Source organism: Terriglobales bacterium, from assembly GCA_035691485.1.
Classification (GTDB): domain Bacteria; phylum Acidobacteriota; class Terriglobia; order Terriglobales; family Acidobacteriaceae; genus JAIQGF01.
This window is the reverse complement of the sequence record DASSIZ010000011.1, coordinates 1-26,310: the sequence shown is the minus strand read 5'-3', so window position 1 is coordinate 26,310 and position 26,310 is coordinate 1. Positions and strand designations below refer to the sequence as shown.

General features: G+C 60.9%; 30 protein-coding genes. 19 read left to right on the top strand and 11 right to left on the bottom strand.

What is annotated here, in order from left to right:
• Window positions 1-204: 204 nt before the first annotated feature.
• The gene (gene nadA, locus VFI82_01085) at window positions 205-1,317 is read left to right on the top strand and encodes a quinolinate synthase NadA (protein ID HET7183248.1); all 1,113 of its coding nucleotides are present in this window, start codon (window positions 205-207) and stop codon (window positions 1,315-1,317) included.
• Window positions 1,318-1,425: 108 nt separating this feature from the next.
• Here nadA and VFI82_01080 read toward each other — a convergent pair whose 3' ends face one another.
• Window positions 1,426-2,814 carry an acetyl ornithine aminotransferase family protein gene (locus VFI82_01080; protein HET7183247.1) on the bottom strand — a complete coding sequence of 463 codons (1,389 nt, stop codon included), beginning with the start codon at window positions 2,812-2,814 and terminating at the stop codon, window positions 1,426-1,428.
• A 109-nt stretch (window positions 2,815-2,923) separates the two neighbouring features.
• A complete protein-coding gene (locus tag VFI82_01075; GenBank protein ID HET7183246.1) occupies window positions 2,924-3,058 on the bottom strand; it encodes a hypothetical protein in 135 nt (44 codons plus the stop codon).
• 204 nt (window positions 3,059-3,262) lie between these two features.
• Between VFI82_01075 and VFI82_01070 the strand changes: the two genes are divergently transcribed.
• Window positions 3,263-4,231 carry an EamA family transporter gene (locus tag VFI82_01070; protein ID HET7183245.1) on the top strand — a complete coding sequence of 323 codons (969 nt, stop codon included), beginning with the start codon at window positions 3,263-3,265 and terminating at the stop codon, window positions 4,229-4,231.
• A gap of 204 nt (window positions 4,232-4,435) precedes the next feature.
• Complete coding sequence (locus tag VFI82_01065) at window positions 4,436-4,816, top strand: response regulator (GenBank protein HET7183244.1); 381 nt, start codon at window positions 4,436-4,438, stop codon at window positions 4,814-4,816.
• On the opposite strand, the gene tsaD is transcribed toward VFI82_01065, so the two are convergent.
• Window positions 4,813-5,979, bottom strand: coding sequence for a tRNA (adenosine(37)-N6)-threonylcarbamoyltransferase complex transferase subunit TsaD (tsaD, locus tag VFI82_01060; protein HET7183243.1), 1,167 nt, complete (start codon window positions 5,977-5,979; stop codon window positions 4,813-4,815). The genes VFI82_01065 and tsaD overlap by 4 nt on opposite strands.
• An 82-nt stretch (window positions 5,980-6,061) precedes the next feature.
• On the opposite strand from tsaD, the gene VFI82_01055 reads away from it, so the two are divergent.
• A complete protein-coding gene (locus tag VFI82_01055; protein HET7183242.1) occupies window positions 6,062-7,459 on the top strand; it encodes a CCA tRNA nucleotidyltransferase in 1,398 nt (465 codons plus the stop codon).
• Window positions 7,460-7,561: 102 nt separating this feature from the next.
• On the opposite strand, the gene VFI82_01050 is transcribed toward VFI82_01055, so the two are convergent.
• Both VFI82_01050 and VFI82_01045 read right to left on the bottom strand, forming a co-directional pair.
• A complete protein-coding gene (locus VFI82_01050) occupies window positions 7,562-7,687 on the bottom strand; it encodes a hypothetical protein (protein ID HET7183241.1) in 126 nt (41 codons plus the stop codon).
• Window positions 7,688-7,942: 255 nt separating this feature from the next.
• A complete protein-coding gene (locus VFI82_01045; GenBank protein ID HET7183240.1) occupies window positions 7,943-8,068 on the bottom strand; it encodes a hypothetical protein in 126 nt (41 codons plus the stop codon).
• 115 nt (window positions 8,069-8,183) lie between these two features.
• Between VFI82_01045 and VFI82_01040 the strand changes: the two genes are divergently transcribed.
• The 3 genes from VFI82_01040 (at window position 8,184) to gatA (ending at window position 10,469) form a co-directional block, all read left to right on the top strand.
• Complete coding sequence (locus tag VFI82_01040) at window positions 8,184-8,510, top strand: DUF721 domain-containing protein (protein HET7183239.1); 327 nt, start codon at window positions 8,184-8,186, stop codon at window positions 8,508-8,510.
• The gene (gatC, locus tag VFI82_01035) at window positions 8,507-8,851 is read left to right on the top strand and encodes an Asp-tRNA(Asn)/Glu-tRNA(Gln) amidotransferase subunit GatC (GenBank protein ID HET7183238.1); all 345 of its coding nucleotides are present in this window, start codon (window positions 8,507-8,509) and stop codon (window positions 8,849-8,851) included. The genes VFI82_01040 and gatC overlap by 4 nt, the downstream gene beginning before the upstream one ends.
• A 175-nt stretch (window positions 8,852-9,026) precedes the next feature.
• Window positions 9,027-10,469: an Asp-tRNA(Asn)/Glu-tRNA(Gln) amidotransferase subunit GatA gene (gene gatA / locus VFI82_01030; GenBank protein HET7183237.1), complete on the top strand. Its 1,443-nt coding sequence runs from the start codon at window positions 9,027-9,029 to the stop codon at window positions 10,467-10,469.
• A gap of 217 nt (window positions 10,470-10,686) precedes the next feature.
• Here the strand turns inward: gatA and VFI82_01025 are convergent, their stop codons facing one another.
• On the bottom strand, window positions 10,687-11,073 hold the full coding sequence (locus VFI82_01025) for a hypothetical protein (protein ID HET7183236.1): 387 nt from the start codon (window positions 11,071-11,073) through the stop codon (window positions 10,687-10,689).
• 70 nt (window positions 11,074-11,143) lie between these two features.
• Window positions 11,144-12,631 (bottom strand): anthranilate synthase component I, encoded by a 1,488-nt coding sequence (gene trpE, locus VFI82_01020; protein ID HET7183235.1) that lies wholly within the window; start codon window positions 12,629-12,631, stop codon window positions 11,144-11,146.
• A 272-nt stretch (window positions 12,632-12,903) separates the two neighbouring features.
• Here trpE and VFI82_01015 point away from each other — a divergent pair, with 272 nt between their 5' ends.
• The 10 genes from VFI82_01015 to VFI82_00970 all read left to right on the top strand — a co-directional run bounded on the left by VFI82_01015 (window position 12,904) and on the right by VFI82_00970 (window position 20,803).
• On the top strand, window positions 12,904-13,722 hold the full coding sequence (locus VFI82_01015; protein HET7183234.1) for an MBL fold metallo-hydrolase: 819 nt from the start codon (window positions 12,904-12,906) through the stop codon (window positions 13,720-13,722).
• Between the two features lie 203 nt (window positions 13,723-13,925).
• The gene (locus VFI82_01010) at window positions 13,926-14,369 is read left to right on the top strand and encodes an Rrf2 family transcriptional regulator (GenBank protein ID HET7183233.1); all 444 of its coding nucleotides are present in this window, start codon (window positions 13,926-13,928) and stop codon (window positions 14,367-14,369) included.
• Window positions 14,370-14,457: 88 nt separating this feature from the next.
• On the top strand, window positions 14,458-15,714 hold the full coding sequence (locus VFI82_01005; GenBank protein HET7183232.1) for an IscS subfamily cysteine desulfurase: 1,257 nt from the start codon (window positions 14,458-14,460) through the stop codon (window positions 15,712-15,714).
• A gap of 70 nt (window positions 15,715-15,784) precedes the next feature.
• A complete protein-coding gene (iscU, locus tag VFI82_01000) occupies window positions 15,785-16,225 on the top strand; it encodes a Fe-S cluster assembly scaffold IscU (GenBank protein HET7183231.1) in 441 nt (146 codons plus the stop codon).
• 72 nt (window positions 16,226-16,297) lie between these two features.
• The gene (locus VFI82_00995) at window positions 16,298-16,738 is read left to right on the top strand and encodes an iron-sulfur cluster assembly accessory protein (protein HET7183230.1); all 441 of its coding nucleotides are present in this window, start codon (window positions 16,298-16,300) and stop codon (window positions 16,736-16,738) included.
• A 114-nt stretch (window positions 16,739-16,852) separates the two neighbouring features.
• Complete coding sequence (gene hscB / locus VFI82_00990; protein HET7183229.1) at window positions 16,853-17,602, top strand: Fe-S protein assembly co-chaperone HscB; 750 nt, start codon at window positions 16,853-16,855, stop codon at window positions 17,600-17,602.
• Between the two features lie 70 nt (window positions 17,603-17,672).
• Window positions 17,673-19,586, top strand: coding sequence for a Fe-S protein assembly chaperone HscA (gene hscA / locus VFI82_00985; protein ID HET7183228.1), 1,914 nt, complete (start codon window positions 17,673-17,675; stop codon window positions 19,584-19,586).
• A gap of 14 nt (window positions 19,587-19,600) precedes the next feature.
• A complete protein-coding gene (locus tag VFI82_00980; protein HET7183227.1) occupies window positions 19,601-20,026 on the top strand; it encodes a 2Fe-2S iron-sulfur cluster-binding protein in 426 nt (141 codons plus the stop codon).
• Between the two features lie 57 nt (window positions 20,027-20,083).
• Window positions 20,084-20,305 (top strand): Fe-S cluster assembly protein IscX, encoded by a 222-nt coding sequence (iscX, locus tag VFI82_00975; GenBank protein ID HET7183226.1) that lies wholly within the window; start codon window positions 20,084-20,086, stop codon window positions 20,303-20,305.
• A gap of 348 nt (window positions 20,306-20,653) precedes the next feature.
• Window positions 20,654-20,803, top strand: a complete 150-nt coding sequence (locus tag VFI82_00970) for a lmo0937 family membrane protein (protein ID HET7183225.1) — start codon at window positions 20,654-20,656, stop codon at window positions 20,801-20,803.
• A 132-nt stretch (window positions 20,804-20,935) separates the two neighbouring features.
• Here VFI82_00970 and galT read toward each other — a convergent pair whose 3' ends face one another.
• Together galT and VFI82_00960 are read right to left on the bottom strand one after the other, a co-directional pair.
• Window positions 20,936-21,988 carry a galactose-1-phosphate uridylyltransferase gene (gene galT, locus VFI82_00965; protein HET7183224.1) on the bottom strand — a complete coding sequence of 351 codons (1,053 nt, stop codon included), beginning with the start codon at window positions 21,986-21,988 and terminating at the stop codon, window positions 20,936-20,938.
• Between the two features lie 36 nt (window positions 21,989-22,024).
• Window positions 22,025-22,477, bottom strand: a complete 453-nt coding sequence (locus tag VFI82_00960) for a YraN family protein (protein ID HET7183223.1) — start codon at window positions 22,475-22,477, stop codon at window positions 22,025-22,027.
• Between the two features lie 280 nt (window positions 22,478-22,757).
• Between VFI82_00960 and VFI82_00955 the strand changes: the two genes are divergently transcribed.
• Window positions 22,758-23,600 carry a creatininase family protein gene (locus tag VFI82_00955; protein ID HET7183222.1) on the top strand — a complete coding sequence of 281 codons (843 nt, stop codon included), beginning with the start codon at window positions 22,758-22,760 and terminating at the stop codon, window positions 23,598-23,600.
• A gap of 135 nt (window positions 23,601-23,735) precedes the next feature.
• Here the strand turns inward: VFI82_00955 and VFI82_00950 are convergent, their stop codons facing one another.
• Both VFI82_00950 and VFI82_00945 read right to left on the bottom strand, forming a co-directional pair.
• The gene (locus VFI82_00950; GenBank protein ID HET7183221.1) at window positions 23,736-24,545 is read right to left on the bottom strand and encodes a cytidylate kinase-like family protein; all 810 of its coding nucleotides are present in this window, start codon (window positions 24,543-24,545) and stop codon (window positions 23,736-23,738) included.
• 183 nt (window positions 24,546-24,728) lie between these two features.
• The gene (locus tag VFI82_00945) at window positions 24,729-25,172 is read right to left on the bottom strand and encodes a nuclear transport factor 2 family protein (GenBank protein HET7183220.1); all 444 of its coding nucleotides are present in this window, start codon (window positions 25,170-25,172) and stop codon (window positions 24,729-24,731) included.
• A 352-nt stretch (window positions 25,173-25,524) separates the two neighbouring features.
• On the opposite strand from VFI82_00945, the gene VFI82_00940 reads away from it, so the two are divergent.
• The gene (locus tag VFI82_00940) at window positions 25,525-26,016 is read left to right on the top strand and encodes a hypothetical protein (GenBank protein ID HET7183219.1); all 492 of its coding nucleotides are present in this window, start codon (window positions 25,525-25,527) and stop codon (window positions 26,014-26,016) included.
• The last annotated feature ends 294 nt before the right edge of the window (window positions 26,017-26,310 follow it).

Below are 26,310 nucleotides of genomic sequence, written 5' to 3'. Positions count from 1 at the left end.
ATTGCACGCCCCGCGGGTGCTTGCGCTGAAGGCTGAACCTTTTTGCCCGACGCAAACATCTGTAAGGGTAGGCAAGAAACAACCAGCGGCTTCAACAACCCCGTAGGTCGGGCCTGAGTGGCAGTGGATCTACTGGAGCCGGAGGATGCTTTCAACAACCCCGTTCCACGCGGTCAACGCGCGGGACTGAAAGCGAGTTCGAAAGTGGCAACAGCAATTGCTTCCAGCTGCAGGCTGGATAATTATCTTGTCCTGCCCGATATCTCGATGGATAAGCGCATCGGCGCCGCCAAGCAGGCGCTCGGCGAAGATTGCGTGGTCCTCGGACACCATTACCAGCGCGACGAAGTCTTCCGCTTCGCCGACTACACCGGGGATTCCTACCGGCTTTCCAAGATGGCGGCGCAAGCGCGTGGCCAGTTCATCGTTTTCTGCGGCGTGCACTTCATGGCGGAAAGCGCCGACGTGCTCAGCCGTAATGACCAGGTGGTCGTTCTGCCTGATCTCAATGCTGGATGCTCCATGGCTGACATGGCCGAAATTACGCAGGTGGAAGATTGCTGGGAGCAACTGGTCGCGCTGGGCGTGACCACCGATGCGGGCCGGGGCATTACGCCGATTACCTATATGAATTCGACCGCCGCCATCAAGGCCTTTTGCGGCGAGCGCGGCGGTCTGGTCTGCACCTCGTCCAACGCGCGCGGCGCATTCGACTGGGGCCGCGCCAAGAACGAGAAAATTCTTTTTCTCCCGGACCAGCATCTGGGCCGCAACACCGCCTTTAGCATGGGTATTCCGCTCGGCGATATGGTGGTATGGGACCCATTTCTGCCACAAGGCGGGCTAAGCAAGGATCGGCTTCGCGCCGCCAAGGTCATTTTGTGGAAGGGCCACTGCTCGGTTCACCAGCGCTTCCTGCCCGAGCACGTCGATAAAGTTCGCGCCAAGTATCCCGACATCAAGGTTATCGTGCATCCGGAGTGCCGCCTGGAAGTCTGCCAGAAGGCTGACGGCATTGGCTCGACCGAGAAGCTGATCAAGATGGTGGAGCAGGCCCCGGCGGGATCCAAGTTCGCGATCGGCACGGAAATTCACCTTGTCAACCGGCTCGCCAAACAGGTCGCGCCGGACAAGACGGTGATTACGCTCGACGATTCCGGCTGCCTCTGCACCACTATGTTTCGCATCTCGCCACAGCACCTGTGCTGGGCGCTCGAAAGCCTGGTGGACGGCATCGTCGTGAACCGTATCCAGGTCAAAGACGAGGTCAAGTACTGGGCCCGGGTGGCGCTGGACCGGATGCTGGAAATCCAGTAATTGCGGAATTGCCGAACTGCGGAATCGCCGAAACTGTTCCGCAATGATTCAGTAAAAGAAAAGCCCGGCCGATTCTGACCGGGCCAAGTCTGCAATTCGGCAATCTCTTCACGCTCCCTGCGGCTTTCCTTTTCCCGCCCCCGCCTTGGAGCCTTTGTCCACCGTGCTGATGCACTGTTCCAGAATGTCCAGCCCGATGTCCGCCTGCTCCTTGCTGATGATGAGCGGCGGGCAGATGCGGAGGGAGTTTTCCCCCGCGCCCAGGAACAGGCAGCCGCGCTCGAAGGCCAGTTCGACCACTTTGTCGCGCGCCGGTCCCGCGGGCGATTTGCTCTGCTTGTTGGTGACCAGTTCCACGCCGATCATCAACCCGCGTCCGCGGACGTCTCCCACCAGGTCGTACTTCTGCGGCCAGAGGCTGATGCGCTGCATGATGTGGCGTCCGACGGCATCGGCGTTGGCGATGCCCTCGCGTTCCAGCACGTTCATGGTCGCCAGCGCGGCGGCGATGCATACCGGGTTTCCGCCGAAGGTGGAGGCGTGCGAGCCCGGCACCCAGTCCATGATCTCCTTGCGCGTAACGATTGCGCTCAACGGCATGCCGGAGGCAATTCCCTTGGCAATGCAGACGATGTCCGGCTCCACTCCCGCGTGCTGGATCGCCCACCACTTACCGCTTCGTCCCGAGCCGCACTGCACTTCGTCGGCAACCAGCAGGATGCCGTGCTCGTCGCAGATGCGGCGCAGTTCTTTCAGAAACTCCGGCGGCGCGACAATGTATCCGCCCTCGCCCTGGATCGGCTCAACAAAAATCGCGGCGACCTCTTCCGGCGGCAGCGTCGTTTTCAGTACCTTCTGCTCGATGAAGCGCGCGCACTCCACCGCGTATTCCTCTGCATCCGAGCCTTGAGGTCGTCGATACAAGTTCGGGTAGGGAACGTGCGTGACGCCCGGCATCAGCGGGAAGAAACGGCGGCGCTGCTGCACCTTCGACGACGTTAACGACAGCGCTCCCATGGTGCGGCCGTGGAACGCGCCATAGAAGGCGATGATGTTCTGCCGCTTGGTGTGATAGCGCGACAGCTTGATGGCGGCCTCGATTGCCTCCGCGCCGGAATTGCCGAAATAGCAGCGGTGAGGCCCCCTCATCGGCGCCACTTTCGAGAGCCGCTCGGCGAAGGTGACCATGTTCTCGTAGTAGAAATCGGTGCCCGACATGTGGATCAGTTCTGCCGCCTGCTGCTGTATGGCGGCGACCACCTCGGGATGGCAATGGCCGGTCGAGGTGACCGCGATGCCGGCGGCAAAATCCAGGAACTCGTTGCCGTCAACATCCTCGATGACAACACCGCGGCCGCGCTTGGCGACCAGCGGATAAGAGCGCGTGTATGAAGGCGAGATGTACGTCTTATCGCCTTCCAGTACCCGGCGCGCGTTCGGCCCAGGTAACTGAGTGCGAATATGGGGTCCTGCGGGAATGGTGACTGTGCTCGACATGACTTCCTCCGAGGAATGCCGGGCCATTGACGGCGACGGCGCAAGAACCATGCAGCGTGCCAACCCGCAAACTATGCGGGCAGGAGTACCGGGGGCGGAGGAGAGTCGCTTAGTCGCCGCCGAACAAGCTGGGGCGGGAGCGGGAAGGGACAAAGTTCAGCCCGGCGCGCGGACGGGTCAGGATGAGCCGCAAGCGGCAAGGCGGCGCGGCCTCGATTTTTCCGTGATGCAGCGGGCGCGACATACTGAAACCTGCTGCCATTATAGCCCCGTGCCCACCGAAACCGGCCCACCAAAAGACATGGTTCGGTGGAACGACGGTAACCGGTTTACACCGGCGGCCCGGTCGGCGCTCCCGAAGGCTTCAGCTTGGGCATGTTCTGGCAAAGGTGCACTAGTGCAGCGGTCTGCCGCTTTCGTCATCTGTTATCGTAAGTTCCATCCCCCTATGTCCGAGTCGCGCCAGCACGGCTTTCGCGTCATCTTTGCGTTCGCGCTGGTGTATGTGTTCTGGGGCTCGACCTACCTCGGCATCGGCATCGCCGTAGAACACATTCCGCCGCTGCTGATGACCGGCACGCGCTTCCTGATTGCCGGTCTGCTGATGCTGGCCTGGTGCGCGGTGAGCGGAAGGAAAATTCGCGTCACGCTCGCGGAAGCTGTAAAGCTCGGTGTGATAGGCGCGCTGCTTCTGACCTTCGCTAACCCCATCCTGGCGCATGCCGAAGAGGTCGTCCCTACCGGGCTTTCGGCGCTCATCGTGTCCATGACGCCGCTCTGGTTCCTGCTGATCGATACCTGGATATTTCGCGGGGACCGTATCTCCCGGCGCGGTGTCGCCGGCCTGCTGCTCGGCATTGCCGGGATCGTGGTGCTGCTATGGCCGAAGCTGCGCGAGATGTCCTCCAATCCACTGGATCGCCGCGTCCTGCTGGCGGCGCTCACGCTGCCCATCGCCTCTTTCACCTGGGCCTTGGGGTCGGCCCTGTCCAAGCGCTGGCAGCACGGCATTGATGCCTTTTCCGCCACCGGATGGCAAATGGCAATCGCCGGCGCCCTTAACCTCACACTGGCGTTTGCGCTCGGCGATCCGGCGCGCGCGCAGTGGACGGCCTCAGGAATCGGCGCCATTGCCTACCTGGTCGTGTTCGGTTCCTGGGTGGGTTACAGCGCCTATATCTGGCTTCTGCAAAACGTCCCCATGCCGAAGGTGGCTACCTACGCGTATGTCAATCCCGTAGTGGCTGTCTTTCTCGGCTGGGTGGTGTTGCACGAGACCGTGGACGTCTACATTCTGGCTGGCTCGGTGATTATCGTTGCCGCCGTCGCGCTGGTCACCAGCGCCAAGGTGAAGGCCAAAACCGGCGCCGATCCCAAGATGGCGGAACTGCCGGCGGTGGAAGGGACCGGCGACTGAATGTCCCTGTCACCATCCCCCGCGCTGTTTGTTGCAACGCAAATACCGCGCATAGTACTGAAGTAATACCCCGCACCCCAGTTGTCACCTTGTGGGGCCTCTCCCCGCTTTGGTACTTTCCAGCTACAGGACCCAAACTCCGGTCGCATGGCGTAATCCGTCCGCCCCCGGCGTGGTGTAGTGGTGCTGACGTCAGGAGAAACGATGCTGCAACAGATCGCGCTCGTCGTTGACGACTCCATGCTGATCCGGCACACCGTCTGCAGATTCCTGGAGGAGCGCGGGTTCTCGGTTACCTCGGCGACCAACGGCGCGGAAGCGATGCAGATCCTCGCCACCGTGCTTCCCGACCTGATCGTGACCGACCTAATGATGCCCAAGATGACTGGTAGTGAGCTGATTACCGCGGTCAAGGCCGATGCCCGCATGGCGCGCATTCCCATCGTGGTGCTGGCCGGGCGCAGCAGCGTGCGAGAAATGCAGCCCGAGGGTCGCGCCGACTACGTCATCTACAAGGATATCGACATCGATCAGCAGCTCACCAGGGCGCTGGATGCGACCATGGGGTCCGCGGCCGTCAACTAGCGCAGTTGCAAACCCGCCTCGGCCGAAAGCTCAGGCTCGGCAAACTCACCCGCCACAAATTTTGGATACGCCGCTGCCGCAATCATCGCCGCATTGTCGGTGGACAGCGGACGAGAAGGGAAGAAGACCGGCAAGCCCTGCTGTGCCGCCTGCTCCTCAAAGCGCCGGCGCAGCTCGCTGTTGGCGGCGACGCCCCCGGTGACAAACAATGTCTCGGCATCGTACTCGCGCGCTGCGGCTAGAGTTTTATCCACAAGGTCGCCGACGACTGCTGCTTGGAACGACGCTACCACGTCGAGCGTCGTGGGATCGCTGTAGCGCAGGATGTCGGCAGTGGTGGGTTTGGAAAGGGCGGCCAGTGCAGCGCTGCGCGCCTGGATCACGCGTTCCATCTTGTGCGTTTCCACGTAGCGCAGCACCGCCGTCTTGATGCCGCTGAACGAAAAGTCGAATGTCGCGCGGCTCTCCACTGTAGCCCGGCCGCCCTCGGCCGGGTCCACCCGATCTTTCCGATCCCTGTGTTTGATCTGCGCAAATGTGAACTTCACTGCCTTGGGGCTTCCGTGTGCGGCAAGCTGGTCAATGATCGGCCCGCCGGGATAGCCGAGCCCCAGCAGCTTGGCGACCTTGTCGAAAGCCTCGCCGGCAGCGTCGTCACGCGTGTGCCCAATGTTCCCGTAGGTCCAGCTTTCGCCCCGCTGCTCGGCCAGGTACAGGTGCGTGTGCCCGCCGGAAACCACCAGCGCGAGCACCGGGAAGCGCATTTCGCGATTGCCTTTCTGGCGCTCCTCCAGCAGTACGGCGTGGATGTGTCCTTCCAGGTGATTGACCGCGATCAGCGGCTTGTCGAGCGCATACGCCAGCGCCTTGGCGAAGCTGATGCCGACCAGCAGCGCGCCCGCCAGTCCCGGACCGCGCGTGACCGCGATGGCGTCGATCGCCTGGTAATCCCGCCCGGCTTCCGCCAGCGCCGTCCGCACTACCGGAATGATGGCGCGCAGGTGTTCGCGCGACGCCAGTTCCGGCACCACGCCGCCGTACGGGCGGTGCGTTGCGATCTGCGAGAGCACGACGTTGGAAATCACCTGCTCACCCGAGCGCACCACCGCCGCCGCCGTCTCGTCGCAGGAGCTCTCAATTCCCAGGATGTAGGCGTCAGGCATATCTCTATACTAGCAACTAGCTCTTGGCTGTTAGCCATTAGCTTTTTGGACAGAAGAGCCAAAAGCTAAGAGCCAAAAGCTAATGCCTGCTTCCGCCAAAGCCGCTGCCGTCGGAATTATTCGCACGCTGCGCGAGCACGGGTACCAGGGTTATCTGGTCGGCGGATGTGTGCGCGACCTGTTGCTCGGCCGCGAGCCCGCTGACTACGACGTCTCCACCGACGCACACCCTGACGATGTCATGCGCATCTTTCCCCAAACCTGGGCCGTGGGCGCGCAGTTCGGCGTAGTGTTGGTTCCGGTCGATTCGGTTAACCACGGAACGCGCTCGTCTTCGAACGCGGCTCCCATCTGCCAACCACTAGCCACCAACCACCCGACAATTGAGGTCGCCACCTTCCGTTCCGACGGCCTCTACACCGACGGCCGCCATCCCGACGAGGTCACCTACACCCGCGATCCCCGTGAAGACGTGCGCCGCCGCGACTTCACCATCAACGGCCTGCTGCTCGACCCGGTCACCAACCAGGTGCTCGATTACGTCAACGGCCAGGATGATTTGCGGAACCAGATCATCCGCACCATCGGGTTGCCGGAACAGCGCTTTGCTGAAGATAAGCTGAGGATGCTGCGCGCAGTGCGTTTTGCCGCGCGCTTTGGCTACCACATCGATGACGCTACCATGCGTGCCATTCGCCGGTTGGCGCCGCAAGTTTCGCAAGTCAGCCGCGAACGTGTGCGCGATGAGCTTACCAAGATGCTCACCGAGGGCCGCGCCCGCCGCGCCTTCGAGCTGCTGGATGAATCCGGCTTGCTGCACGAAGTCCTGCCCGAAGTGGAGAAGATGAAGGGCGTGGAGCAGCCGCCGCAGTTTCATCCCGAGGGTGACGTGTGGATTCACACCCTGCTCATGCTGGAAAAGCTGCCGCCGGCCGCTTCGCGCACGCTCGGCTGGGGCGCATTGCTACACGATGTGGGCAAGCCGCCCACGTTCCGCGTCGCGCCTGACCGCATCCGCTTCGACAATCACGTCGAGGTCGGCGTCGCCATGGCTGGGGAAATTGCGCGCCGGCTACGCATGTCCAACGACGATGCAGAGCAGATTGCCGCCCTCGTCGGCCAGCACATGCGCTTTGCCGATGCGCTCAAGATGAAACCCTCAACCCTGAAGCGCTTTATGCGCCAGTCTGAATTCGGCGAGCACCTGGAAATGCACCGTATCGATTGCCTCGCTAGTCACGGTGATCTCGGTATCTACGAATTCCTGCGGCTGAAGATTGAACAGACGCCGCCGGAACAGATTCGTCCGCGCCCGCTTCTGACCGGACACGATCTGCTGGAAATGGGGTACCGGCCGGGGCCGCGATTCCGCGAAATTCTTTCCACCGTCGAGGACGGCCAGTTGGAAGGGACCATCACCACTCGCGAGCAGGCGGTGGAATTCGTGCGGGGGCACTTTCAAAACGAGCGCGGCGCCTGATCGATCCTGCCCTCACTGATTCCGGATACCGAAAACCAGAAGGCAGAAACCAGAAACCAGAAGCCAGAAGCCAGAAGCCAGAAGCCAGAAACTCGAAACTCCCTAGTGAGGTACCAGCCAGGAATAGATCACGACCGCGAGCATCACCAGCACTCCGAACGTGATGTAGTCCCAGATGCGGGTTTCGTTCAGTGGCGTCTGTACGTGCTGTGTGCGGCTGATTGGCATGGCCCACCCCCATACTCATGGTGGCCCACCTGCCCATCGGCGGCAATGTTACGCCGGGCCGAGGCACGGTATCGGACGCGCATTGTCCGGAGGTAACGCAAAAGCAGCGGTTTCCGGCTAACAGCTAATGGCCAGGAGCAAATCGCTGAAATAAAAAAGGCACGGCGCGAACCGTGCCATCACCTCGGCGCGTCCTCTAGGCCGTTTCTCCCCCAAGTCACGGCGTATCGAACGCTCCGATTCAAGTTCCAAGGTCTACTGCGGTGCGAGCCAGAGATACGTCAGTGCCACTACGACCAGGAGCACGGCCACGGTCAGGAAATCCCATATCTTGGTCTCCATCATTCCGGCCAGCCCCTGCGGCCTCTGCGCATCCTTCATGACTCACCCCGAAACGCATCCTAGCGTGCCTAAAGAATCCCGCAAATTACGCCGGTAATCTTCCGCAGGTGACGAGTGGTAGAATCCCAAATTCATCGCCCGCAAGGAGGCTCACATGGACCGCGCGCGCGAAGGATTGCAGAAGATCGTGGTCGATGCCATCCGCCGCGCCCCGGCGGCGGAGGCCCCGATTCTTGGCTGGCCGCTGGCCTGCGGAGCCACGGTCGCGGCACGCACTCGCGCCCTCAACTACGCCGACGGCGTGCTCAGGGTCGAGGTGCCCGACGCCCTCTGGCGCTCCGAACTGGTCTCGCTTGTTCCCAGGTATCTCGCCACCCTCAACCAGTTCGCCAAGGTCAAGCGGATCGAGTTTGTGACCGTCAAGGAATCTGCCAAAGCCATGAACAATTTGTCCGGCAACCGGCGGTCGCAGAGCGCATGAGCGACGACCGACAACCGATCACTGAAAACGATGTTGTTTATGTCGCTGAGCTTGCCAACCTGGAGCTTACGGCAGACGAGCGCGCGCGCATGGTCAAAGACCTGAACTCCATTCTCGATTATGTCGCGCGCCTCAACGAGCTGGACACGGCTAACGTAGAGCCCATGGCCCAAACTTCCGACCGCTACGGCATTGACCAGGGCAAGATCGGCACTGCGCGCTTTGCCTATGCCATGCGCGATGACAAGACCGGTCCCTCCTTGCCGCGCGAGGTGATCATGGAGAACGCACCGGAGAGCGACGGCACATTTTTCAAAGTGCCCAAAGTGATTGAGAAGTAGCTGTCAGCCATCGGCTCTCAGCTGGTTTGTGAAAGAACTCGGTCTCAACATGGCGAGCCAGCCCGGACTGCTTTAGGAAGGGCACGGCTTCATCCGCGCCGCATTGGGTCTGAGAAGGAGCGGCTTCAGCCGCTGAGGTCAAACGCCACACGAATATGGCGCACTATTCCTGACCATGGATATTGACCTTCTCACCGTCGCCTCCGCCCGCACCGCCGTTCTCGAGCGGCAGACCAGCGCGGTTGCGCTGGCCGAGAGCTTCTACAAGAAAATCGCCTCTGCCGACGAAAAGATCTGCGCCTTCCTCACCCTCACCCGCGAGCGCGCACTGGAAAAGGCCGCGCACATTGACGCCATCGCCGACCGCGGCGATCCCCTGCCTCCGCTGGCCGGCGTGCCCATCGCAATCAAGGACGTAATGATGATGCGCGGCGTGCGCTCCACTGCCGGCTCGAAAATCCTGGGCAACTTCGTCTCCCCTTACGACTGTACTGCGGTGGCGCGTCTGGAAGTTGCCGGCGCGGTGGTGCTCGGCAAGACCAACTGCGATGAGTTCGCCATGGGCTCCTCCAACGAGAACTCCGGCTACTACCCGGTTCATAACCCGCGCGATCTCGCGCGCGTTCCTGGCGGATCGTCGGGAGGTTCGGCGGCGGCAGTGGCTTCCTGCATGGCCATTGCCGCGCTCGGCTCCGACACCGGTGGCTCGATTCGCCAGCCAGCATCCTTCTGCGGCGTCGTCGGCCTGATGCCAACGTACGGCCGCGTCTCGCGCTACGGTCTCATCGCTTTTGCCTCCTCGCTTGACCATATCGGTCCGCTCACCAAGACGGTGAAAGACGCCGCCATCCTGCTGCGCCACATCGCCGGGCGCGATCCGCTGGATTCCACTTCCGCCCCCATGCCGGTACCCGATTACGAGCAGGAAATTGGCAAGCCGATACAAGGACTTCGGCTTGGCGTACCCAAAGAATATTTCGGGGAAGGCCTCGATCCCGAAGTGCGCGCCGCCGTGGAAGCTGCCATCCAGAAGATGGCGCAGATCGGCTGCGAGGTCGTGCCCATCTCGTTGCCGCACACCCGCTACGCCATCCCGACTTACTACGTGATCGCCACCGCGGAAGCTTCCTCCAACCTCGCCCGCTTCGATGGCGTGCGCTACGGCTTCCGCTCGACGCAGGCGCGCACGCTCTCGGAAATGTACCGCCTCTCCCGCGACCAGGGCTTCGGCGCCGAGGTCAAACGCCGCATCCTGCTCGGCACCTACGTTCTCAGCGCCGGCTACTACGACGCCTATTACCTCAAGGCCCAGCGCGTCCGCACTCTTCTCACGCGAGATTTCGAGCAGGCCTTCCAGAGCGTGGACGCCATCGTTACGCCAACCTCGCCCACTCCTGCGTTCAAGCTCGGCGAAAAATCCGACGACCCACTCGCCATGTACCTTGCCGACATCTACACCGTGACCGCCGACCTGGCCGGCGTGCCCGGCATCAGCGTGCCCTGCGGCGAATCGAAGGACCGCCTGCCCATCGGCCTGCAGATTCTCGGCCGCCACTTCGACGAAACCACGCTGATCCGCCTCGCGCACGCCTACGAGCACGCGCGGCTTCAGGCCTGATCCACGATTCGCGAATCAGGCATTCTCTATGGCAGACCGTATTTGCGAACACGACGAGGTGTAAAAAATACCAACTCCTGCCTGGTAACCATCCCAATGGGCTTTGCCCAACTTAAGCATGTTCAGCTACTTACGTACCTCGGTGTCTTGGCCCTCCCCCTGCTTTGTAGATATCCCAGACGGAGGCAGGATGACAAAAACCAAGTTCTTGGCTTCATTAGCAATATGCGCCGCATTGGCCACCGGTACCGCCCTGGCCCGCGACAATGACCACGATCGCGATAAAGCGGGATCCGGAACTCACAACATCGTTGGCGATCGCGATCGCGATCACGACCGTGACCGTGCGCGCGATCACTGGCGCGATCAGCGTCGGGAGCACGAGCGTCTCGAAGCCCGTGAGCGCGAACGTCGCAACCATCACCAAAACGCGATGCTCCGCCGCAACGGGCAACCGCGCGGTTGGTCGGAAGGTCACAAAACCGGTTGGAAAAATTGTGATGTTCCGCCGGGTCAGCCGAAGAAAGCGGATTGCGCTCCGGTCGTCACTCATCGAGCGCGGCCAGTCCACACCGGCTACCGCGATCACGACGGTGACCGCCACTAACAGTGATAACCCTCGGCGTTCTTATCGGCCGGCAGAGTATGGTTCTGCCGGCCACTTTCATTGAACCCTACGACTGTGCCAACTCTGCTGCCCGGACTAGCGCCTGCGCTTTGTTGAGCGACTCTTCGAACTCGCGCTCGGGTACGGAATCCGCCACGATCCCCGCGCCTGCCTGGACGTAGGCCTTGCGTCCCTTCAGCAGCATGGTCCGAATAGCGATGCAGGAATCCAGGTTGCCCGCGAAGTCCGCGTACAGCACCGAGCCTCCGTACACCCCCCGCCGCATGGGTTCCAGTTCTTCGATGATCTCCATCGCCCGCACCTTGGGCGCGCCGGTCAGCGTGCCCGCGGGAAAACACGCCGCGAATGCATCGAGGGCGTCGAGATTGCCGCGCAGTTTCCCTTCAATCGCGGAAACCAGGTGCATGACGTGCGAGTAGCGCTCCACGTACATCAGGTCGCGCACCCGCACCGAGCCGTACTCGCTGACCCGGCCCAGGTCGTTGCGCCCCAGGTCCACCAGCATCACGTGTTCGGCGCGCTCTTTTTCATCCTGGCGCAGCTTCTCTTCCAGCCGAAGGTCTTCCTGCTCGTCGGCGCCGCGCGGCAGCGTGCCTGCGATCGGCCGGTAGTCGAGCTTTCTGCCCGCCACCCGCACCAGCATCTCCGGTGACGAGCCCAGCACCGTCATCTCGCCTAGCCGCAGAAAATACATGTATGGCGACGGATTCACCGTGCGCAGCGAGCGGTAAATGTCGAAGGCAGCGGCGCCGGGATCAAACGCCAGACGCTGCGACAGCACCACTTGGAAGACGTCGCCGGCGGCGATGTACTCCTTGGCCCGCCGCACACCTCGCAGGAAGTCCGCTCGCGTCGTCGCGGATTTGGGCTGGATCCTCTTCTCGGCGGAGGCCGACGTAGCCGCCAACTTCCGGCGCGCCACTCCTTGCGCCAGCTTCCGCTCCAGTTGCGCGATGTCGCGGGCGGCGCGATCGTAGGCCCGGCGCGGGTCTTCGCTCGATACATCTGCGGACGCGATGATGTGGATCTGGTGCCGCACATGGTCGAAGGCCAGCACCCGGTCGAAAAACATCAGCACGCAGTCGGGAACGTGCAGATCGTCCTTGGCTTTTTCCGGCAGGCGTTCGAAGCTCCGCACCGCGTCGTAAGCAAAATATCCAACTGCGCCCGCGGTGAACGGCGGCAGCCCGGGCACGTTGGCGGGCACGTGCCGGCGTAACAACTCGCGTAGCACGCTTACTGCCCCGCCCTGCCTTTGTTCGCGCCCTCGCCCGCGCTCCAGCACCACGTCGTCCCCTCGTCCGATCAGCCGCATGTACGGACGCGCTCCCAGGAACGTGTAGCGTCCCACCTTTTCCCCGCCTTCCACCGATTCCAGCAGGAACGCGTGCGGTTCCTTGGCGGCAACATTCAGGAACGCCGATACGGGCGTCAGCAAGTCGGCGCTGACCGACTTCACCACCGGCACCAGGCTGGCGGTCTTTGCCAGCCGCAAGAATTCCGGCAACTCGGGGCGGAGCATGAGTTTGGTCACAGCTTCGGCTCAGGACGAGAGCTGCGATTATACGGTGCCGTGAGCTGGGGCCTCTCCTCCTTGCCGCCGCTCCTCCCCGCAACTGCTTCTATTTACCACTTCTATTTACTACTTCGGAACTGCGCCTTTTGTGACCCGGGGGGTGCCGCTGCCGTTGAAAACTGGCTTATACTTGCGGTACTGCGCGATTTTTAGGGGTTTCGAGCGAAACCGCACGTCGTCCTATGGCCTGACGCCGGCCGGGATGTTTGTCGAACGCGCAGCGGAGGCGCATGCACGTGAAATTCTGGGGCGTGCGGGGCTCCACCCCGACACCCCAGCCGGAGAACATGCGGTACGGGGGCAATACCTCGTGTGTCGAGGTCCGTGTCAACGGCAGCGTGTATGTCTTCGATTGCGGTACCGGTTTTCGCAACCTGGGAAAATCTTTAAGCAGCGAATACGACGGCAAGCCCATCCACGCCCACATCTTCATCTCTCATTTTCATTGGGACCACATCCAAGGCATCCCTTTCTTCGGCCCGCTCTACGAAAGCAAGGACAATTACTTCTTCTTTCACTCCTCCAGCCGCAGTCGTGGTCTGCAGCGCGCCATCGAAGAGCAGATGGCCGACCCGTATTTTCCCGTCGACATGACGGAAATGGCCGCCCACCGCAATTTTTATGACATCGAGGAAGACCGTATCGCCTTCGACGATGCGGTGGTGCAATCCATGTGGCTGAATCATCCCCAGGGCTGCCTCGGCTTCCGCCTTGAAACCAAGGAAGGCACGCTGGTTTACGCCACCGACAATGAACCCGGCCATCCCATCTTCGACAAGAATGTGCGCCGGCTGGCCCAAGGCGCCGATATCCTCATCTACGACGCCCAGTATTTGCCCGAAGAATACGAAGCCAAAAAGCGCGGATGGGGTCACAGTCACTGGCGCGAAGCCATCAACGTCGTGATGGAAAGCGGTAGCAAGGAACTCGTCCTCTTCCACCACGATCCCGACCATAGCGACGAGTGCATCGACTCCATCGTCAGGACGGCCCGCGATCATTATCCCAAGGTGCGCGCCGCCGCCGAAGGCATGGAAATCCAGCTCTGACACGCCTGGCCCGCTCCCCGCGCCAAGCCCAATCCCACAAATTCCGACCTTTTTTATCGCCATTCCGTAACCGTTTAGGGCGCTTCGACTTACACTCCGCCCCGCCATTGCCCCGTTCCCTGTTTTGTGTTGCTTTCAGCCGCCTGCGGCGTCTAAAATATATGTACGACCAAAATGGTCGGAATTAGAGGGACGGGCCTAGCGTGCTCAAGCTGACCAAGAAGGCCGATTACGGCCTGATCGCCATGCGTTACCTGGCGGAGAACGGGGTTTCCGCCGCTAGCGCCAAGGATATAGCCGAGGCGCATGGCATTCCGCCCGAACTGCTGGCCAAGATCCTGCAAAAGCTGGTCAAGGCTCGGCTGTTGACCTCGCACCATGGTACCAACGGCGGTTACATGCTGGCGCGCGAAGCGCGCGCAATTTCCGCCCTCGAGGTCATCAGGGCCATTGAAGGCCCGCTCTTTCTGACTTCCTGCGTTACCACTCGCGGCGAGTGTGGACACACCAGCCGCTGCACGGTCCGCGAGCCCCTGCGCAAGGTCAGCCAGAGCATTGAAGAGGTTTTGAGCAAGATCACCATCGGCGACATGGGGGACGGCGCAACGTCAACCGTGACACCGGAAGAATTAGTGACGTTAACGTAGCTGTCAGCTATCAGCAATCAGCTCTCAGCCAAACGGTGTTGCTGATAACTGAAAGCTGGCAGCTGAGAGCCTGCAGACGGAGAATTCGATGAGCAACGAGCAGACGACAAACAACGGGCATGGCGAAGTGAAGCTGCCCATTTACATGGACAATCACGCCACCACCCCGATTGATCCCCGGGTTCTGGAAGAGATGCTGCCTTACTTCACCGACAAGTTCGGCAACGCCGCCAGCCGCAACCACGTGTTCGGCTGGGTCGCGGAAGAGGGCGTGGAGCAGGCGCGCGAACGCATTGCCAAGCTGGTCGGCGCCACCACCAAGGAAATTATTTTCACCTCCGGCGCCACGGAGAGCGACAACCTCGCCATCAAGGGCGTCGCCGAGATGTACCGCGAGAAGGGCAACCACATCATCACCGCCGTCACCGAGCACAAGGCGGTTCTGGACACCTGCAAGCGCCTGGAGAAGTACGGCTTCCGCGTCACGTATCTTCCCGTGATGAAGGACGGCCGGGTTGACATGGATGATCTCAAGCGCGCCATGGACGACAAGACCATCCTGGTCACGCTGATGGCGGCCAACAACGAGATCGGCGTGCTGCAGCCCATTGCGGAGATCGGCAAGCTCTGTCACGAGCGCGGCGTGCTCTTTCACAGCGACGCCACCCAGGCCGTCGGCAAAATTCCCATCGACGTGCAGAAGATGGGCATCGATCTTCTCTCCATCTCCGGCCACAAGATGTACGGCCCCAAGGGCGTCGGCGCGCTCTACGTTCGCCGCAAGAACCCGCGCGTGCAGGTGTCGCCGATCATTGACGGCGGCGGCCACGAGCGCGGCATGCGCAGCGGAACGCTCAATGTCCCCGGCATCGTCGGCCTCGGCAAGGCCTGCTCTCTCTGTCACGAGGAGATGCCGCAGGAAAGCAAGCGCCTCTCCGGCCTGCGCGATCGCCTTAAGGAAAAGATCATGGGCAATTTGGACGAGGTGTTCATCAACGGTTCCATCGAGCACCGCCTGCCCAATAACCTGAATATCAGCTTCGCTTACGTGGAAGGCGAGTCGCTGCTGATGGGCATCAACGACATCGCGGTTTCCAGCGGTTCGGCCTGCACCTCCGCGACCCTGGAGCCATCTTATGTATTGAAGGCTCTGGGAACCGGCGACGACCTGGCGCATAGCTCCATTCGTTTCGGCATCGGCCGCTTCAACACCGAGGCCGAAGTGGACTACGTGGCCGAGCGCGTCATCGACGTCGTCAAGCGGCTGCGCGAGCTCTCGCCGCTCTACGAGATGGCCAAGGAAGGCATCGATCTCAAGACCGTGAGCTGGGCCGCGGAAGGGTAAACAAGTCTGCCAGTCGTCTGATCGACTGAGAGACGGACACGAGTTTTCGAGTTTAGGAGAAGGTTAAAAAATGGCATACAGCGATAAGGTACTGGACCACTACACTAACCCGCGCAACGTCGGTTCCATGGACAAGAGCAGTCAGACGGTCGGCACCGGCCTGGTGGGCGCCCCCGAATGCGGCGACGTCATGAAGCTGCAGATCAAGGTCAACCCCGAGACCAAGGTCATCGAGGACGCCAAGTTCAAGACGTTCGGTTGCGGATCGGCGATCGCTTCCTCTTCGCTGGCCACCGAGTGGGTCAAGGGCAAGACCGTGGACGAGGCGCTCGCTATCAAGAATACGGACATCGTTCGCGAGCTCTCGCTGCCTCCGGTCAAGATCCACTGCTCGGTGTTGGCCGAGGACGCTATCCGCGCCGCCATCGGTGATTGGAAAAAGAAGAACGGCGTTGCCGTGGGCCATGCCCCGGCCGAGGCGCACGCGCCGATGGCGAAAGCGGGCGACTAACAACGTCGCTGGTTGTTGGCCGATAGGCGATGGCAATTCGGCCCAACGACAAACGAATAAGAGCCCGCTATCATGGCAACTATGACCGACAAACCGGCAGACCAGGCGACCTCGGCAGCGGTGTCGCTGGACGGTGGGCAACAGCCCTCCCCGCCGGGGCAGAAGCTTGCTGCGCCGCCCGCCAAGGGCATCCAGGTTACTGAGCGCGCGTTGGCCAAGATTAAAGTCGCCATGGCGAAGGAAGGCATTTCGCCCGAGCAGGGCGGGTTGCGTCTGGGCGTGCAGGGCGGCGGGTGCTCCGGGTTGACGTACAACATCCGTTTCGACACGCAGCCGCGAGAGCGCGATCGCATCTTCCAGTTTGGCGATGTGCGTGTCTTCGTCGATCCCAAATCGTTCATCTACCTGCACGGCATGACCCTGGATTACCAGGAGACGCTGATGCAGCAGAGCTTCGTGTTCGTCAATCCGAACGCGAGCAAGTCCTGCGGTTGCGGGACCTCGTTTTCGTAGGGCGTGGGAGGAATTGCCGAGCACTTGGCAGTCAGTCGTCAGCATTCAGCCCTGCAGAGCAAGACCGCTTGACTGGCTTAATGCTGACTGCTGAATGCTGAGTGCTTTTGAATTATGGCAACCGGAAACAAACCCGAATCCGCGCTCCAGCTCATCGACCAGGGCAAGATCACGCACGCCTGCTGGTCCTGCGGCGACATGCGCGCGGCACACTTCTGCAATTCCTGCGGCAAGCTGCAGCCCGCTTTGCCCACGGACTATTTCACTTTCTTCGGCCTGCCCCGCAAGCTGAGCCTCGACACATCCGTGCTGGAGCGCGAGTTCTACGTGCTCAGCCGCAAGCTGCACCCCGATGTCTACGCCCATGCCACCGGCCAGGAGCAGCACTGGAGCCTGGAGAAGAGTTCGCAGCTCAACGACGCCTACCGCACTCTGCGCGATCCCATCGCGCGCACCGAGTACCTGCTCAAGCTCGAAGGCGTTCAGTTGGAGGAGCAGTCGAAGGCGGCCACTGACAAGGCGCGCCAGACCGGCGAGGAAAAGAAGCAGGTCATTCCCCCGGAACTGCTGGAAGAAGTTTTCGAATTGAACATGCAACTGGAAGAAGCGCGCATGAACAAGAAGATGGGTGATCGCGACGCCGATCTGCTGCGCGAGGTGGAAAGCACGCGCAACGATCTCCAGGCCAAGCATGATGCGCTCATGGACGAATTGCGCGGCTACTGGAATGAATGGGACGCGCTTCCTGGGGACGCATCCCAGGCGCAGCGCAAGCCGGTGCGCGACAAGATGATCAGCCTGCTGAATCGCCGTTCCTACATCAGGAACTTGGTGCGCGACGTCAACGAAGTTTTGGAGCAGTAGCACTCAGCATTCAGCGGTCTGCCGCATGTTTCGAGAGCTGAATGCTGATTGCTAAAAGTTAAGAGAGCAGATGCCTGAAGAACGTGTCGTTGGAATCGATCTCGGAACCACGAACTCGCTGGTGGCCTTCATGGGGCCGGATGGCGCGCCCCAGGTCATCCCCGGCGAAGACGGGCTGAACCTTGTCCCCTCGCTGGTGGCGCTGGATCCCAAGGGCCAGATCATCGTCGGCAATCCTGCGCGCAAGTACCTTATTGAGACGTCCGAGCGCGCCGTGTACTCGATTAAGCGCCTGATGGGACGCGGCGTTGAAGACATCCAGGAAGAATTGAAGCTGTTCCCCTTCCGTCTCGCCGAGGACCTCCAGCCCGGCGAGGTCCTGCGCATCAAGCTCGCCGAAAAGGATTACACGCCGCCGGAAATCTCCGCTTTCATCCTGCGCCAGCTCAAGCGCAACGCCGAACGCTTCTTCGGCGCGCCGGTAAAGAAGGCGGTCATCACCGTTCCCGCCTACTTCAACGACGCCCAGCGCCAGGCGACAAAGGATGCCGGCCGCATCGCCGGGCTGGAGGTCCTCCGCCTGGTCAACGAGCCCACGGCCGCCGCGCTCGCTTACGGTCTCGACCAGCAGCGTAATGGCGTGGTCGCGGTTTACGATTTCGGCGGCGGCACCTTCGACGTCTCCATCCTGCGCCTGCACGACGGAATTTTTGAAGTCATATCCACCGCCGGTGACACCCATCTCGGCGGCGACGACATCGACAACCTGCTCATCACCATCGCGCTCGACGATATCCGCGGCGACATGGGCCTGGACTACCGTCGTAATGCCGAAGTCGTGCAGGCGGTTCGCAAATCCGTGATTGACGCCAAGATTGCGCTCTCGGCGAACGATAAAACCACGATTGAGGTCGATCTGCCGGAAGGCAAGAAGTACCAGCGCGAAATCACGCGGGAGCAGTTTGAAGGCCTCATCGAGCCCATTCTCCAGCGCACCGTCGGTCCGGTGAAGCAGGCAATCCGTGATGCCGGTCTCGCCCCGCAGCAGATTAACGAGGTGGCTCTGGTCGGCGGCTCAACTCGCATTCCGCGCGTGCGCGCCATTGTCACGGAACTGTTCCAGCGCCAGCCTCACTCGGAGCTGAATCCTGACGAAGTAGTTGCTCTCGGGGCCGCGGTGCAGGCCAACATCCTCGGCGGCGGTTCTGAAGCCACCAAGGACATGCTTCTGCTCGACGTCACCCCGTTGTCGCTCGGCATTGAGGCGCTCGGCGGCGTGGTCGCCAAAATCATCCACCGTAACTCGACCATACCGGCGTCAGCCACTGAGCACTTCACCACCGGCGTCGAAGGCCAGACCAACGTCGCGATTCACGTCTTGCAAGGCGAGCGCGAGTTGGCCAAGGACAACCGTTCTCTCGCCCGTTTCGATCTGAAGGGCATTCCGCCCATGCCCGCCGGCCTGCCCCGCATCGAAGTGCGCTTCCTCATCGACGCCAACGGCATTCTGCACGTTTCAGCGCGCGAGCAGCGCAGCGGCAAGGAAGCCGAAATTTCCGTGCAGCCCAGCTACGGCCTAACCGATGATCAGGTCGAGAGCATGATCCTGGAGTCCTTCGATTACGCCGAGGAGGATTTCCGCCAGCGCCAGGTCATCGAGGCCCGCAACGAGGCCGGCACCATCCTGGCCGCGCTCGACAAGGGCAAACAAAGTCCGGCGTGGAATCAGCTCACCTCCGATGAGCGCAAGCAGATCGCGAAGCAGGAAAAGGCCCTGCGCGCCGTGCTCGAGCAGGATGACCACCACGCCATCCGCAATGCCATCGACGCGCTCAACCAGGGAACCATGCGCCTCGCCGAGCTGATGATGGATTCGGCGGTGGCTTCCGCCCTCAAGGGCAAGTCCATGGACGATGCCAACGTCGGCGAGGGTCCCGCATCGCCGCATCCGATCGCGCCGGCGGAAATCGAGAGCGGGGACTAGATTGCTGAGGATTTATGGCTGAAGAAAAATCGCAAGGAACTGGAGCCGCAACCGTGGACGCACCCGGCCCCAACACCGTTCGCGTCACCTTTTTGCCGGAAGGCAAAACCGTCGAATTCGAGCACGGCAAGCTGCCCTACAAGGACCACGGCAAGCCGGAATCGCTGCTCGACGTGGCGCTCAACCACAAGGTGTTTCTCGATCACGCCTGCGGCGGCAACTGCGCCTGCACCACCTGCCACGTACAGGTGATCAAGGGGGCCGAACTGCTCAGTGAAATGGACGACGATGAGGCCGACCGCCTCGACATGGCCGCCGACCTGCAGCTCAATTCGCGCCTCGGCTGCCAGTGCGTCATCGCCAAACCGGGCGAGATCGTTGTCCGGGTTCCCGAGTGGAACCGCAACTACATCTCGGAACACCCGGAAGAAGAACACTGAGGGAATTTGAAATTTCAAATCTTAAAATTTCAAATTGCAGTAACTGGGAGTGATCCTATGCCAACCGATCTCCACTGGGACGACGCCGAAGATATCGGCCTCCTGCTTGCCGATAAGTTTCCCGACATCAATCCGCTCGAGGTGCGGTTCACCGAACTGCACCGCATGATTACCGAGCTGCCCACCTTCGTTGACGATCCCCAGAAGTCCAACGAAGGCAAGCTGGAAGCCATTCAGATGGCCTGGAACGAGGAGTACGAAGACCGCCACGCCGCCTGACCAAACACTCCACAGCCCGGCATAAGCCTGCCCTGAGCGAAGCCTAAGGGTGTGAGCCGGGTAGCAATTCCAGATTGTGTCGTCACGAGCCCTACTCACCGAGCGCAGCGAGAGAGCGAGCGCGTCGAGAGACCTCGTGTTTTCTCGGTACCCCGAAGGAACGCCGCTCCCATAGCGAGGACCGCCTGAATTCCCTTGGTCCGCAGGATGCGGTCCTGTAATTCTTGATTGACGAAATCATCTTGGAATCAACTACTTACAATCTCAGTACGGATGGCGTAGCAACCCCATCCCGGTATTCAGCACCTCATCTGCTGAACGCAGAGATTTTGTGGAGTCGAGGTGCTTATGCTCTGGTTGATATTTGCGATCCTGCTGATTGCATGGATCTTGGGCCTGGTAGGGACTTACACGATTGGCGCCTGGCTTTGGCTCTTGCTGGTGGCCGCCATCATCGTGCTCATTATTCAGCTGGCGACCGGTCGCCGTGTAGCCTGAACTGCTGTATTGTTGGATGCGCACGTTCTGGCGGGCTAAATTCCCGTCCGAGGTAACAAAAACGCCCACAGGTTCGCCGTGGGCGTCGTTGTTTCCCACCAGTTCCTAGCTCCTAACTACCAGCTACTCTTCTCAGCGTGCCGCGGTCGCCGGTTCCGGCGTTGCCGGCTGCGTTTCCACGCTGGCATCGCGCAGGAACTTCGCTGCCTCTTCCGGCGGCGTGGGATTGATGTAGAAGCCGGTGCCCCACTCAAATCCCGCTGTCTTGGTCAACTTCGGCATGAACTCGATGTGCCAGTGGTAATGATCGTTGAACGGGTCCTGGCATGGCGAGGTGTGGACCACAAGGTTGTAGGCCGGATTGTCCAGCACGTTGTGCGCCTTGGCCAGCAGGCTCTTGAGCGCCCGCGCCAGGTCTTCGAACATCGCCGACGACGAGTTCTCGAATGCCGATTCATGCCGCTTCGGCAGGATCCAGGTCTCGAACGGAAAACGCGGCGCGTACGGCGCCAGGGTGACGAACTGCTCGTTCTCCCCCACGATCCGGGTCCCGTTTTCCAGCTCCTGCCGGATCACGTCGCAGAAGACGCACCGTTCCTTGTAGATGTAATACTGCTTGGCGCCTTCCAACTCCTCTACCACTTGCTTGGGCAGAATCGGCAGCGCGATCAGTTGCGAGTGCGGATGCTCCAGCGACGCTCCCGCCGCCTCCCCGTGGTTCTTGAAAATCAAGATGTACTTGAAGCGCTTGTCCTGTTTCAGGTCGAGGATGCGGTCTCGGAATGCCCACAGCGTGTCCTCAATGCGCTTGGCCGGCATGGTGGCCAGGCTGGCGGCGTGGTCGGGTGTCTCGATGATGACCTCGTGCGCCCCTACTCCGTTCATCCGGTCGAACATTCCCTCCGCCCGCCGGTTCAGGTTGCCCTCGATCCCCAGCGCCGGAAACTTGTTCGGCACCACCCGCACCGACCATCCCGGCGAGTCCTTCGCCGGCGGTCCTCCGTTATGGCTCGGTCGATACGCCAGTATTTCCGGCGGTGTCTTGCTTTCGTTGCCGTAGCAGAATGGGCAAAACCCGCCCTTCAGCTTGTTCTGCTCGCGCGCGAAGTCCGTGGGACGCTTGGCGCGATCGGTCGAGATAATTACCCAACGGCCAACCACAGGATCTTTTCTAAGTTCTGGCAATGAGGACTCCCCTCCCGACAACGCTGTACACACATATTAAGGCATTGGGAATGCATTTTTGAATAGGGTGATGTGCGGAGTTTTCTCGCTGGCTTCGTAATAGACGCTGATAATGTCGAAGCGTGCCTCTGGATTGCCCTTGATGTGGTGCAGGAAGTCGCGCGCCACTGCCCCAAGATCGCGGCGTTTCTGCCCATCCACCGCCGCCTCCGCCGGCGCCACCTGGTGCGTCGTTCGCGACTTTACTTCCACGAAGCAGAGCACGTCACCGTCCCAGCCCACCAGGTCGAGTTCGCCCCGATGCCGCAGCGAGCGCCAGTTGCGCGCCACCATCACGTAGCCGAGCCGCCGCAAGTAGAAATAGGCATCGTCCTCGCCCCGCTGCCCGGTCCGCAGGTGCTCCGGCCGTTCCCCGGGATTGTCCCGTTTCAGCGCGCCGGCAGCACGATCCAGCACCCGCGCTGCCGCTTCCACCAATCTTCCCGTCATCGCCTGCCGACGTTAACAAAAAGACCCCGGCGCCGTCAGTGACGTGGCTTCGCTTGCACCGATTCACGACGGCTTCCCGATTTGGGTGAAGCTCGGCGGGATTGACCGGCGAGTGATTTCAAACGCCGTTGACGCTAGGGTCAACTTCCAGCATGTCACGCCCGTCGCCTACTAAAATGCGGCAATGTCGTTAACGGGAATCACATCGCTGAGCCCGGGCAAGTTATCATTCAGCGCGCATAGAAATACTGACAACACCCTGACGTCCGGTTGGTGAACTATGAAGTGCCTCGCCGTTGTAATTGTTGTTGTGATGGTCAGTGCGGCCATTACCGCGCAGACGAACTCATTGCTGATCGAAGACATGACGTGGACCGAAGTGCGTGATGCCATCGCCGCCGGCAAGACTACGGCAATCTACTACGCCGGCAGCACTGAGCAAAACGGGCCCGGTATGGCGCTCGGAAAGCACAATTTTATTGCTCACTACCTCGCAACAAAAATCGCCGCGCAGCTCGGCAATGCTCTGGTCTATCCAACCATGCCTTTTGCCCCTACCGGAGATTGGGGCCACACTGGGGCGGGCGTCATCGATGCCACCAAGAAGGACGGCCACATGCGGTATGCCGGCAGCGTGAATCTTTCGCCAGAGACCTTCGGCGCGGTGGCCCATGATGTCGCGCTCAGCGCGATCTCGGCCGGTTTCAAGAACGTCGTCCTGCTATGCGATCATGGCGGTCAGACCCAGATCCAGCTGGCCAAGGTTGCGGAAGAGATGAACAAGGAGTGGGCGCCTCACGGCATCCACGTCTATTACATCCCGGACTCGTACTTCAAAGAAAAGGAGCTCATGAAAGACTACGCCAAGAAGCACGGTTGGCCCGTCGATTCGCACGCAGGCACCGACGACACCTCGGAGCTTCGGTACATCGACAAAATGGTAAACGGGAAGTCTTCCCGATGGATCCGTGCGGACAAACTGATCAAGGGGCATGAGGGCGATGGCACCGGGGTCGATGGCGATCAGACGAAGAGCACGGTTGATTTGGGCAAAATGTTTACCGACGCCAAGGTTTCTTTTGCGGTAACTCAAATCAAGCAGCTGATCGCCACCGGCAAGTAGGTGATGGCGATCCAGCCCAATTCGATGTCATTCTGCACTCGCGGTTCGCATCGCGCAGTCACGACACACGGAGGTTGCCCTCGTCAGCCCTTGCTTGCCGAAAGAACGCAGAGTGAAGAACACGAACGGCACGCCCTAAATCCGCGTCACCAGCGACAGTTCCTCCACCGACACCGAACGGGCACCGGGAATGTTCGCCACGAAGCTGCGTATCTTTCTTGCCTGTGCGGGCGCGTCAATCTCGCCCTTGATCGAGATCGACCCGCCTTGGGCCGTAATCTCGAGCTGCAGGTCGCAAGTATCCGGGTTCATCGCCAGGTTCGCTTTCACGCAGCTCGACAGCGCAAGATTGTCCAGATCGCGCTGCGTTTCCGCCGTCGTCTGGAAACAACTTGATTTGGCCAACTCGCAGATGACGTCGCATGCCTCAATCAGCGTCATCTGCTCCAGGTTGAGCACCAAGTCGTACAGCGACGCGTCGGTCCAATCCGCGCCGTAGAGAAAGCGCGTCCATTTGCGGCGGTCTTCATCCATGCGTTCGATGTACTCGATCGCCTCCTTGCGGCTGCAGTCGCGGCGGTATTGCACCATGGAGACGCGGAAGTCCATCGGCGCAATGATGCGCGTGCGCAGCACGTGCGGGCCCTTGCCCAGCAGCAGGTGCCCGGCCAGCCCGTCGTAGACGACGTTGCCGCTGCGAACCTCCTCGGTCAGGGCCGCTTGGATGAACGCGAGATACAAGTACTTGGTGTGTTGCGACTGGCCGAAAAAGGTGGGGGGCTTTTCTATCGCGGTGCGCAGGTCTTCTTGCGATATGCCCCACTGCGCCGCCTTGTCGATGAGCTGGTCGCGGTCAATGCAGCGATATCCGAGCCTGCGCGATACCGCTTTCGCCAGCATCCTGCCGCCGCTGAACGTTCCCTGGGAAATCGTGATGATGGCCATTGGCCGCCTCCTTCGCCCGCTCGCCGGGGCGCTCAGCACTTGGGTATCACGTTGCTGCCGGGAATGCGGTGATGGACCTCACCCGTGCGCGTGCGGGTCGGCGAGCCTGCCTGCTGCGTCATGAACACCAGAAAAGCCGCCCTGGTGGGGCGGCTCCGCGGACAACTGGACAAACTCTTAGCCTTATTTCTTGATGCTTGAACTTGCGGTGGCCACACATTGCCATTTGCCGCCGGATGTCTTCACCCAGGTGTCGGTAAAGCGCTCGTTCAGATCAAAAGATTTTCCCGCAGGATCGGTCCCCTTGGCCTTAAAAGATCCGATGGCAACGGCGCTGTCGCCATAGGCCGTCACCTTCACATCGCCGTAGTCGATGCTGCTGTATTTTGTCGCCTTCTCTTCTTGCAGAAAGTCGGCTTTGCCCCTGACTCTGCCTTCCGCCGAGGTAGCTACGAACTTGTCGGCCAGGCTCGGAGCGATCAAATCAGGATTGTTTGCCTTTTGCGACTGAAGCCATTTTTGCTCCAGGTCGGCTATTGCCTGCTCAGTCCCGCCGCTCTTGCCGGCTTGCGGCCATGCCGCGGTTGCCAGCAGGAGCAGTCCGAGGAAACACAAGGTTCTCTTCAAGCATCCCTCCTTGGCTGCTTTGCATTTTGAAAACTTTCTTGCGGTGTTTGCGGGCCGGATGCTAGCACGCCGGCGATCAGCAGCACAAACCGTACCCACCGTTGTGGAGCGACGGAATTTATGCCGTCGAATTACTGGCCGCGAACCGCGGAATCAATTCCGCCGCTACACATAATTTTTCGTGGGTGGCCCGCATTTGCGAGCCCCGCGAGCTAATGTGGGGAAGTTCTTAACCACTTTCCGAATTCTTGCCCTTAGCCAATTTGGGGTGTAGTATTCGCGCTCGTCTCATCATCCGCATGCATAGATCCGCTCGCCCCGTTGTTTGCAGGTCTAATTGGAGGAGGTACGAATGAAGAACACCTTTCTGCTTCTATGCTTGATGTGCCTGGTTTCAAGCGTCGCGCTGGCCCAGGGAAAGACCAATGTGCAGTGGAAGTGCGACAAGCCTACTGATCAGCACAGCATCAACGTCGGCGACAAGCCCGGCCACGCCTATGCTATCGAGCAGATCAACTGTACTGCCCTCAAAGGCGACATCGCCGGAAACAAGATAAAGTCCGGTGTTGGCACCGAGTTTCTCTACATCACGGGCGATAAGGCGACCGGCCATGGTGAATTCGTCGAAAGCATGGCCAACGGCGACAAGAACGTCTACAAGTATGAATTCTCCGGCACCATGAAGAACGGGGCCTTCCAGTCCGGGACCAACAAATGGTCTCTCATCGAGGGTGGCGGAAAGATGAAGGGCGGCAAGGCCAGCGGCACCTGCAATGCCAAGGGCAATCCCGACCAATCTACGTCCTTCGACTGCATGGGAACCTACACCCCTTCCACGACCTAACGTGTGACTGCACCCCTACGCTCTACGGCGCGGGGGTGCTTCGCTGTCTTGGGGAAGGCCGTGCAGGGCTACAAAACATTAAACGTTGGCTCGTGGCGCCAATTCGCGAGCCCATCTAGATAGTGTGGGAAAAGCTCAGGAAGATTCACCGCAGAAATTAGAAGGGCCGTGACATTGGTTATGGTCTAGCCGCCGACTCCTGCGAGGGAGTCAACGACGTGGACGCATGTACCGTCACAGCCCCTGATGCGATCGCCGCTTTCGCGGTACCGAACCCCAACGGAACCTCGCAGT

Excerpts from the sequence above, each read along its gene's own strand:
- VFI82_01080 (HET7183247.1), bottom strand. The coding sequence starts at position 2,814 with ATGTCGAGCACAGTCACCATTCCCGCAGGACCCCATATTCGCACTCAG.
- VFI82_01075 (HET7183246.1), bottom strand. The coding sequence starts at position 3,058 with ATGTCGCGCCCGCTGCATCACGGAAAAATCGAGGCCGCGCCGCCTTGC.
- VFI82_01070 (HET7183245.1), top strand. The coding sequence starts at position 3,263 with ATGTCCGAGTCGCGCCAGCACGGCTTTCGCGTCATCTTTGCGTTCGCG.
- VFI82_01065 (HET7183244.1), top strand. The coding sequence starts at position 4,436 with ATGCTGCAACAGATCGCGCTCGTCGTTGACGACTCCATGCTGATCCGG.
- tsaD (HET7183243.1), bottom strand. The coding sequence starts at position 5,979 with ATGCCTGACGCCTACATCCTGGGAATTGAGAGCTCCTGCGACGAGACG.
- VFI82_01055 (HET7183242.1), top strand. The coding sequence starts at position 6,062 with ATGCCTGCTTCCGCCAAAGCCGCTGCCGTCGGAATTATTCGCACGCTG.
- VFI82_01050 (HET7183241.1), bottom strand. The coding sequence starts at position 7,687 with ATGCCAATCAGCCGCACACAGCACGTACAGACGCCACTGAACGAAACC.
- VFI82_01045 (HET7183240.1), bottom strand. The coding sequence starts at position 8,068 with ATGAAGGATGCGCAGAGGCCGCAGGGGCTGGCCGGAATGATGGAGACC.
- VFI82_01040 (HET7183239.1), top strand. The coding sequence starts at position 8,184 with ATGGACCGCGCGCGCGAAGGATTGCAGAAGATCGTGGTCGATGCCATC.
- gatC (HET7183238.1), top strand. The coding sequence starts at position 8,507 with ATGAGCGACGACCGACAACCGATCACTGAAAACGATGTTGTTTATGTC.
- gatA (HET7183237.1), top strand. The coding sequence starts at position 9,027 with ATGGATATTGACCTTCTCACCGTCGCCTCCGCCCGCACCGCCGTTCTC.
- VFI82_01015 (HET7183234.1), top strand. The coding sequence starts at position 12,904 with ATGCACGTGAAATTCTGGGGCGTGCGGGGCTCCACCCCGACACCCCAG.
- VFI82_01005 (HET7183232.1), top strand. The coding sequence starts at position 14,458 with ATGAGCAACGAGCAGACGACAAACAACGGGCATGGCGAAGTGAAGCTG.
- iscU (HET7183231.1), top strand. The coding sequence starts at position 15,785 with ATGGCATACAGCGATAAGGTACTGGACCACTACACTAACCCGCGCAAC.
- VFI82_00995 (HET7183230.1), top strand. The coding sequence starts at position 16,298 with ATGGCAACTATGACCGACAAACCGGCAGACCAGGCGACCTCGGCAGCG.
- hscB (HET7183229.1), top strand. The coding sequence starts at position 16,853 with ATGGCAACCGGAAACAAACCCGAATCCGCGCTCCAGCTCATCGACCAG.
- hscA (HET7183228.1), top strand. The coding sequence starts at position 17,673 with ATGCCTGAAGAACGTGTCGTTGGAATCGATCTCGGAACCACGAACTCG.
- VFI82_00980 (HET7183227.1), top strand. The coding sequence starts at position 19,601 with ATGGCTGAAGAAAAATCGCAAGGAACTGGAGCCGCAACCGTGGACGCA.
- iscX (HET7183226.1), top strand. The coding sequence starts at position 20,084 with ATGCCAACCGATCTCCACTGGGACGACGCCGAAGATATCGGCCTCCTG.
- VFI82_00970 (HET7183225.1), top strand. The coding sequence starts at position 20,654 with ATGCTCTGGTTGATATTTGCGATCCTGCTGATTGCATGGATCTTGGGC.
- VFI82_00960 (HET7183223.1), bottom strand. The coding sequence starts at position 22,477 with ATGACGGGAAGATTGGTGGAAGCGGCAGCGCGGGTGCTGGATCGTGCT.
- VFI82_00955 (HET7183222.1), top strand. The coding sequence starts at position 22,758 with ATGAAGTGCCTCGCCGTTGTAATTGTTGTTGTGATGGTCAGTGCGGCC.
- VFI82_00950 (HET7183221.1), bottom strand. The coding sequence starts at position 24,545 with ATGGCCATCATCACGATTTCCCAGGGAACGTTCAGCGGCGGCAGGATG.
- VFI82_00940 (HET7183219.1), top strand. The coding sequence starts at position 25,525 with ATGAAGAACACCTTTCTGCTTCTATGCTTGATGTGCCTGGTTTCAAGC.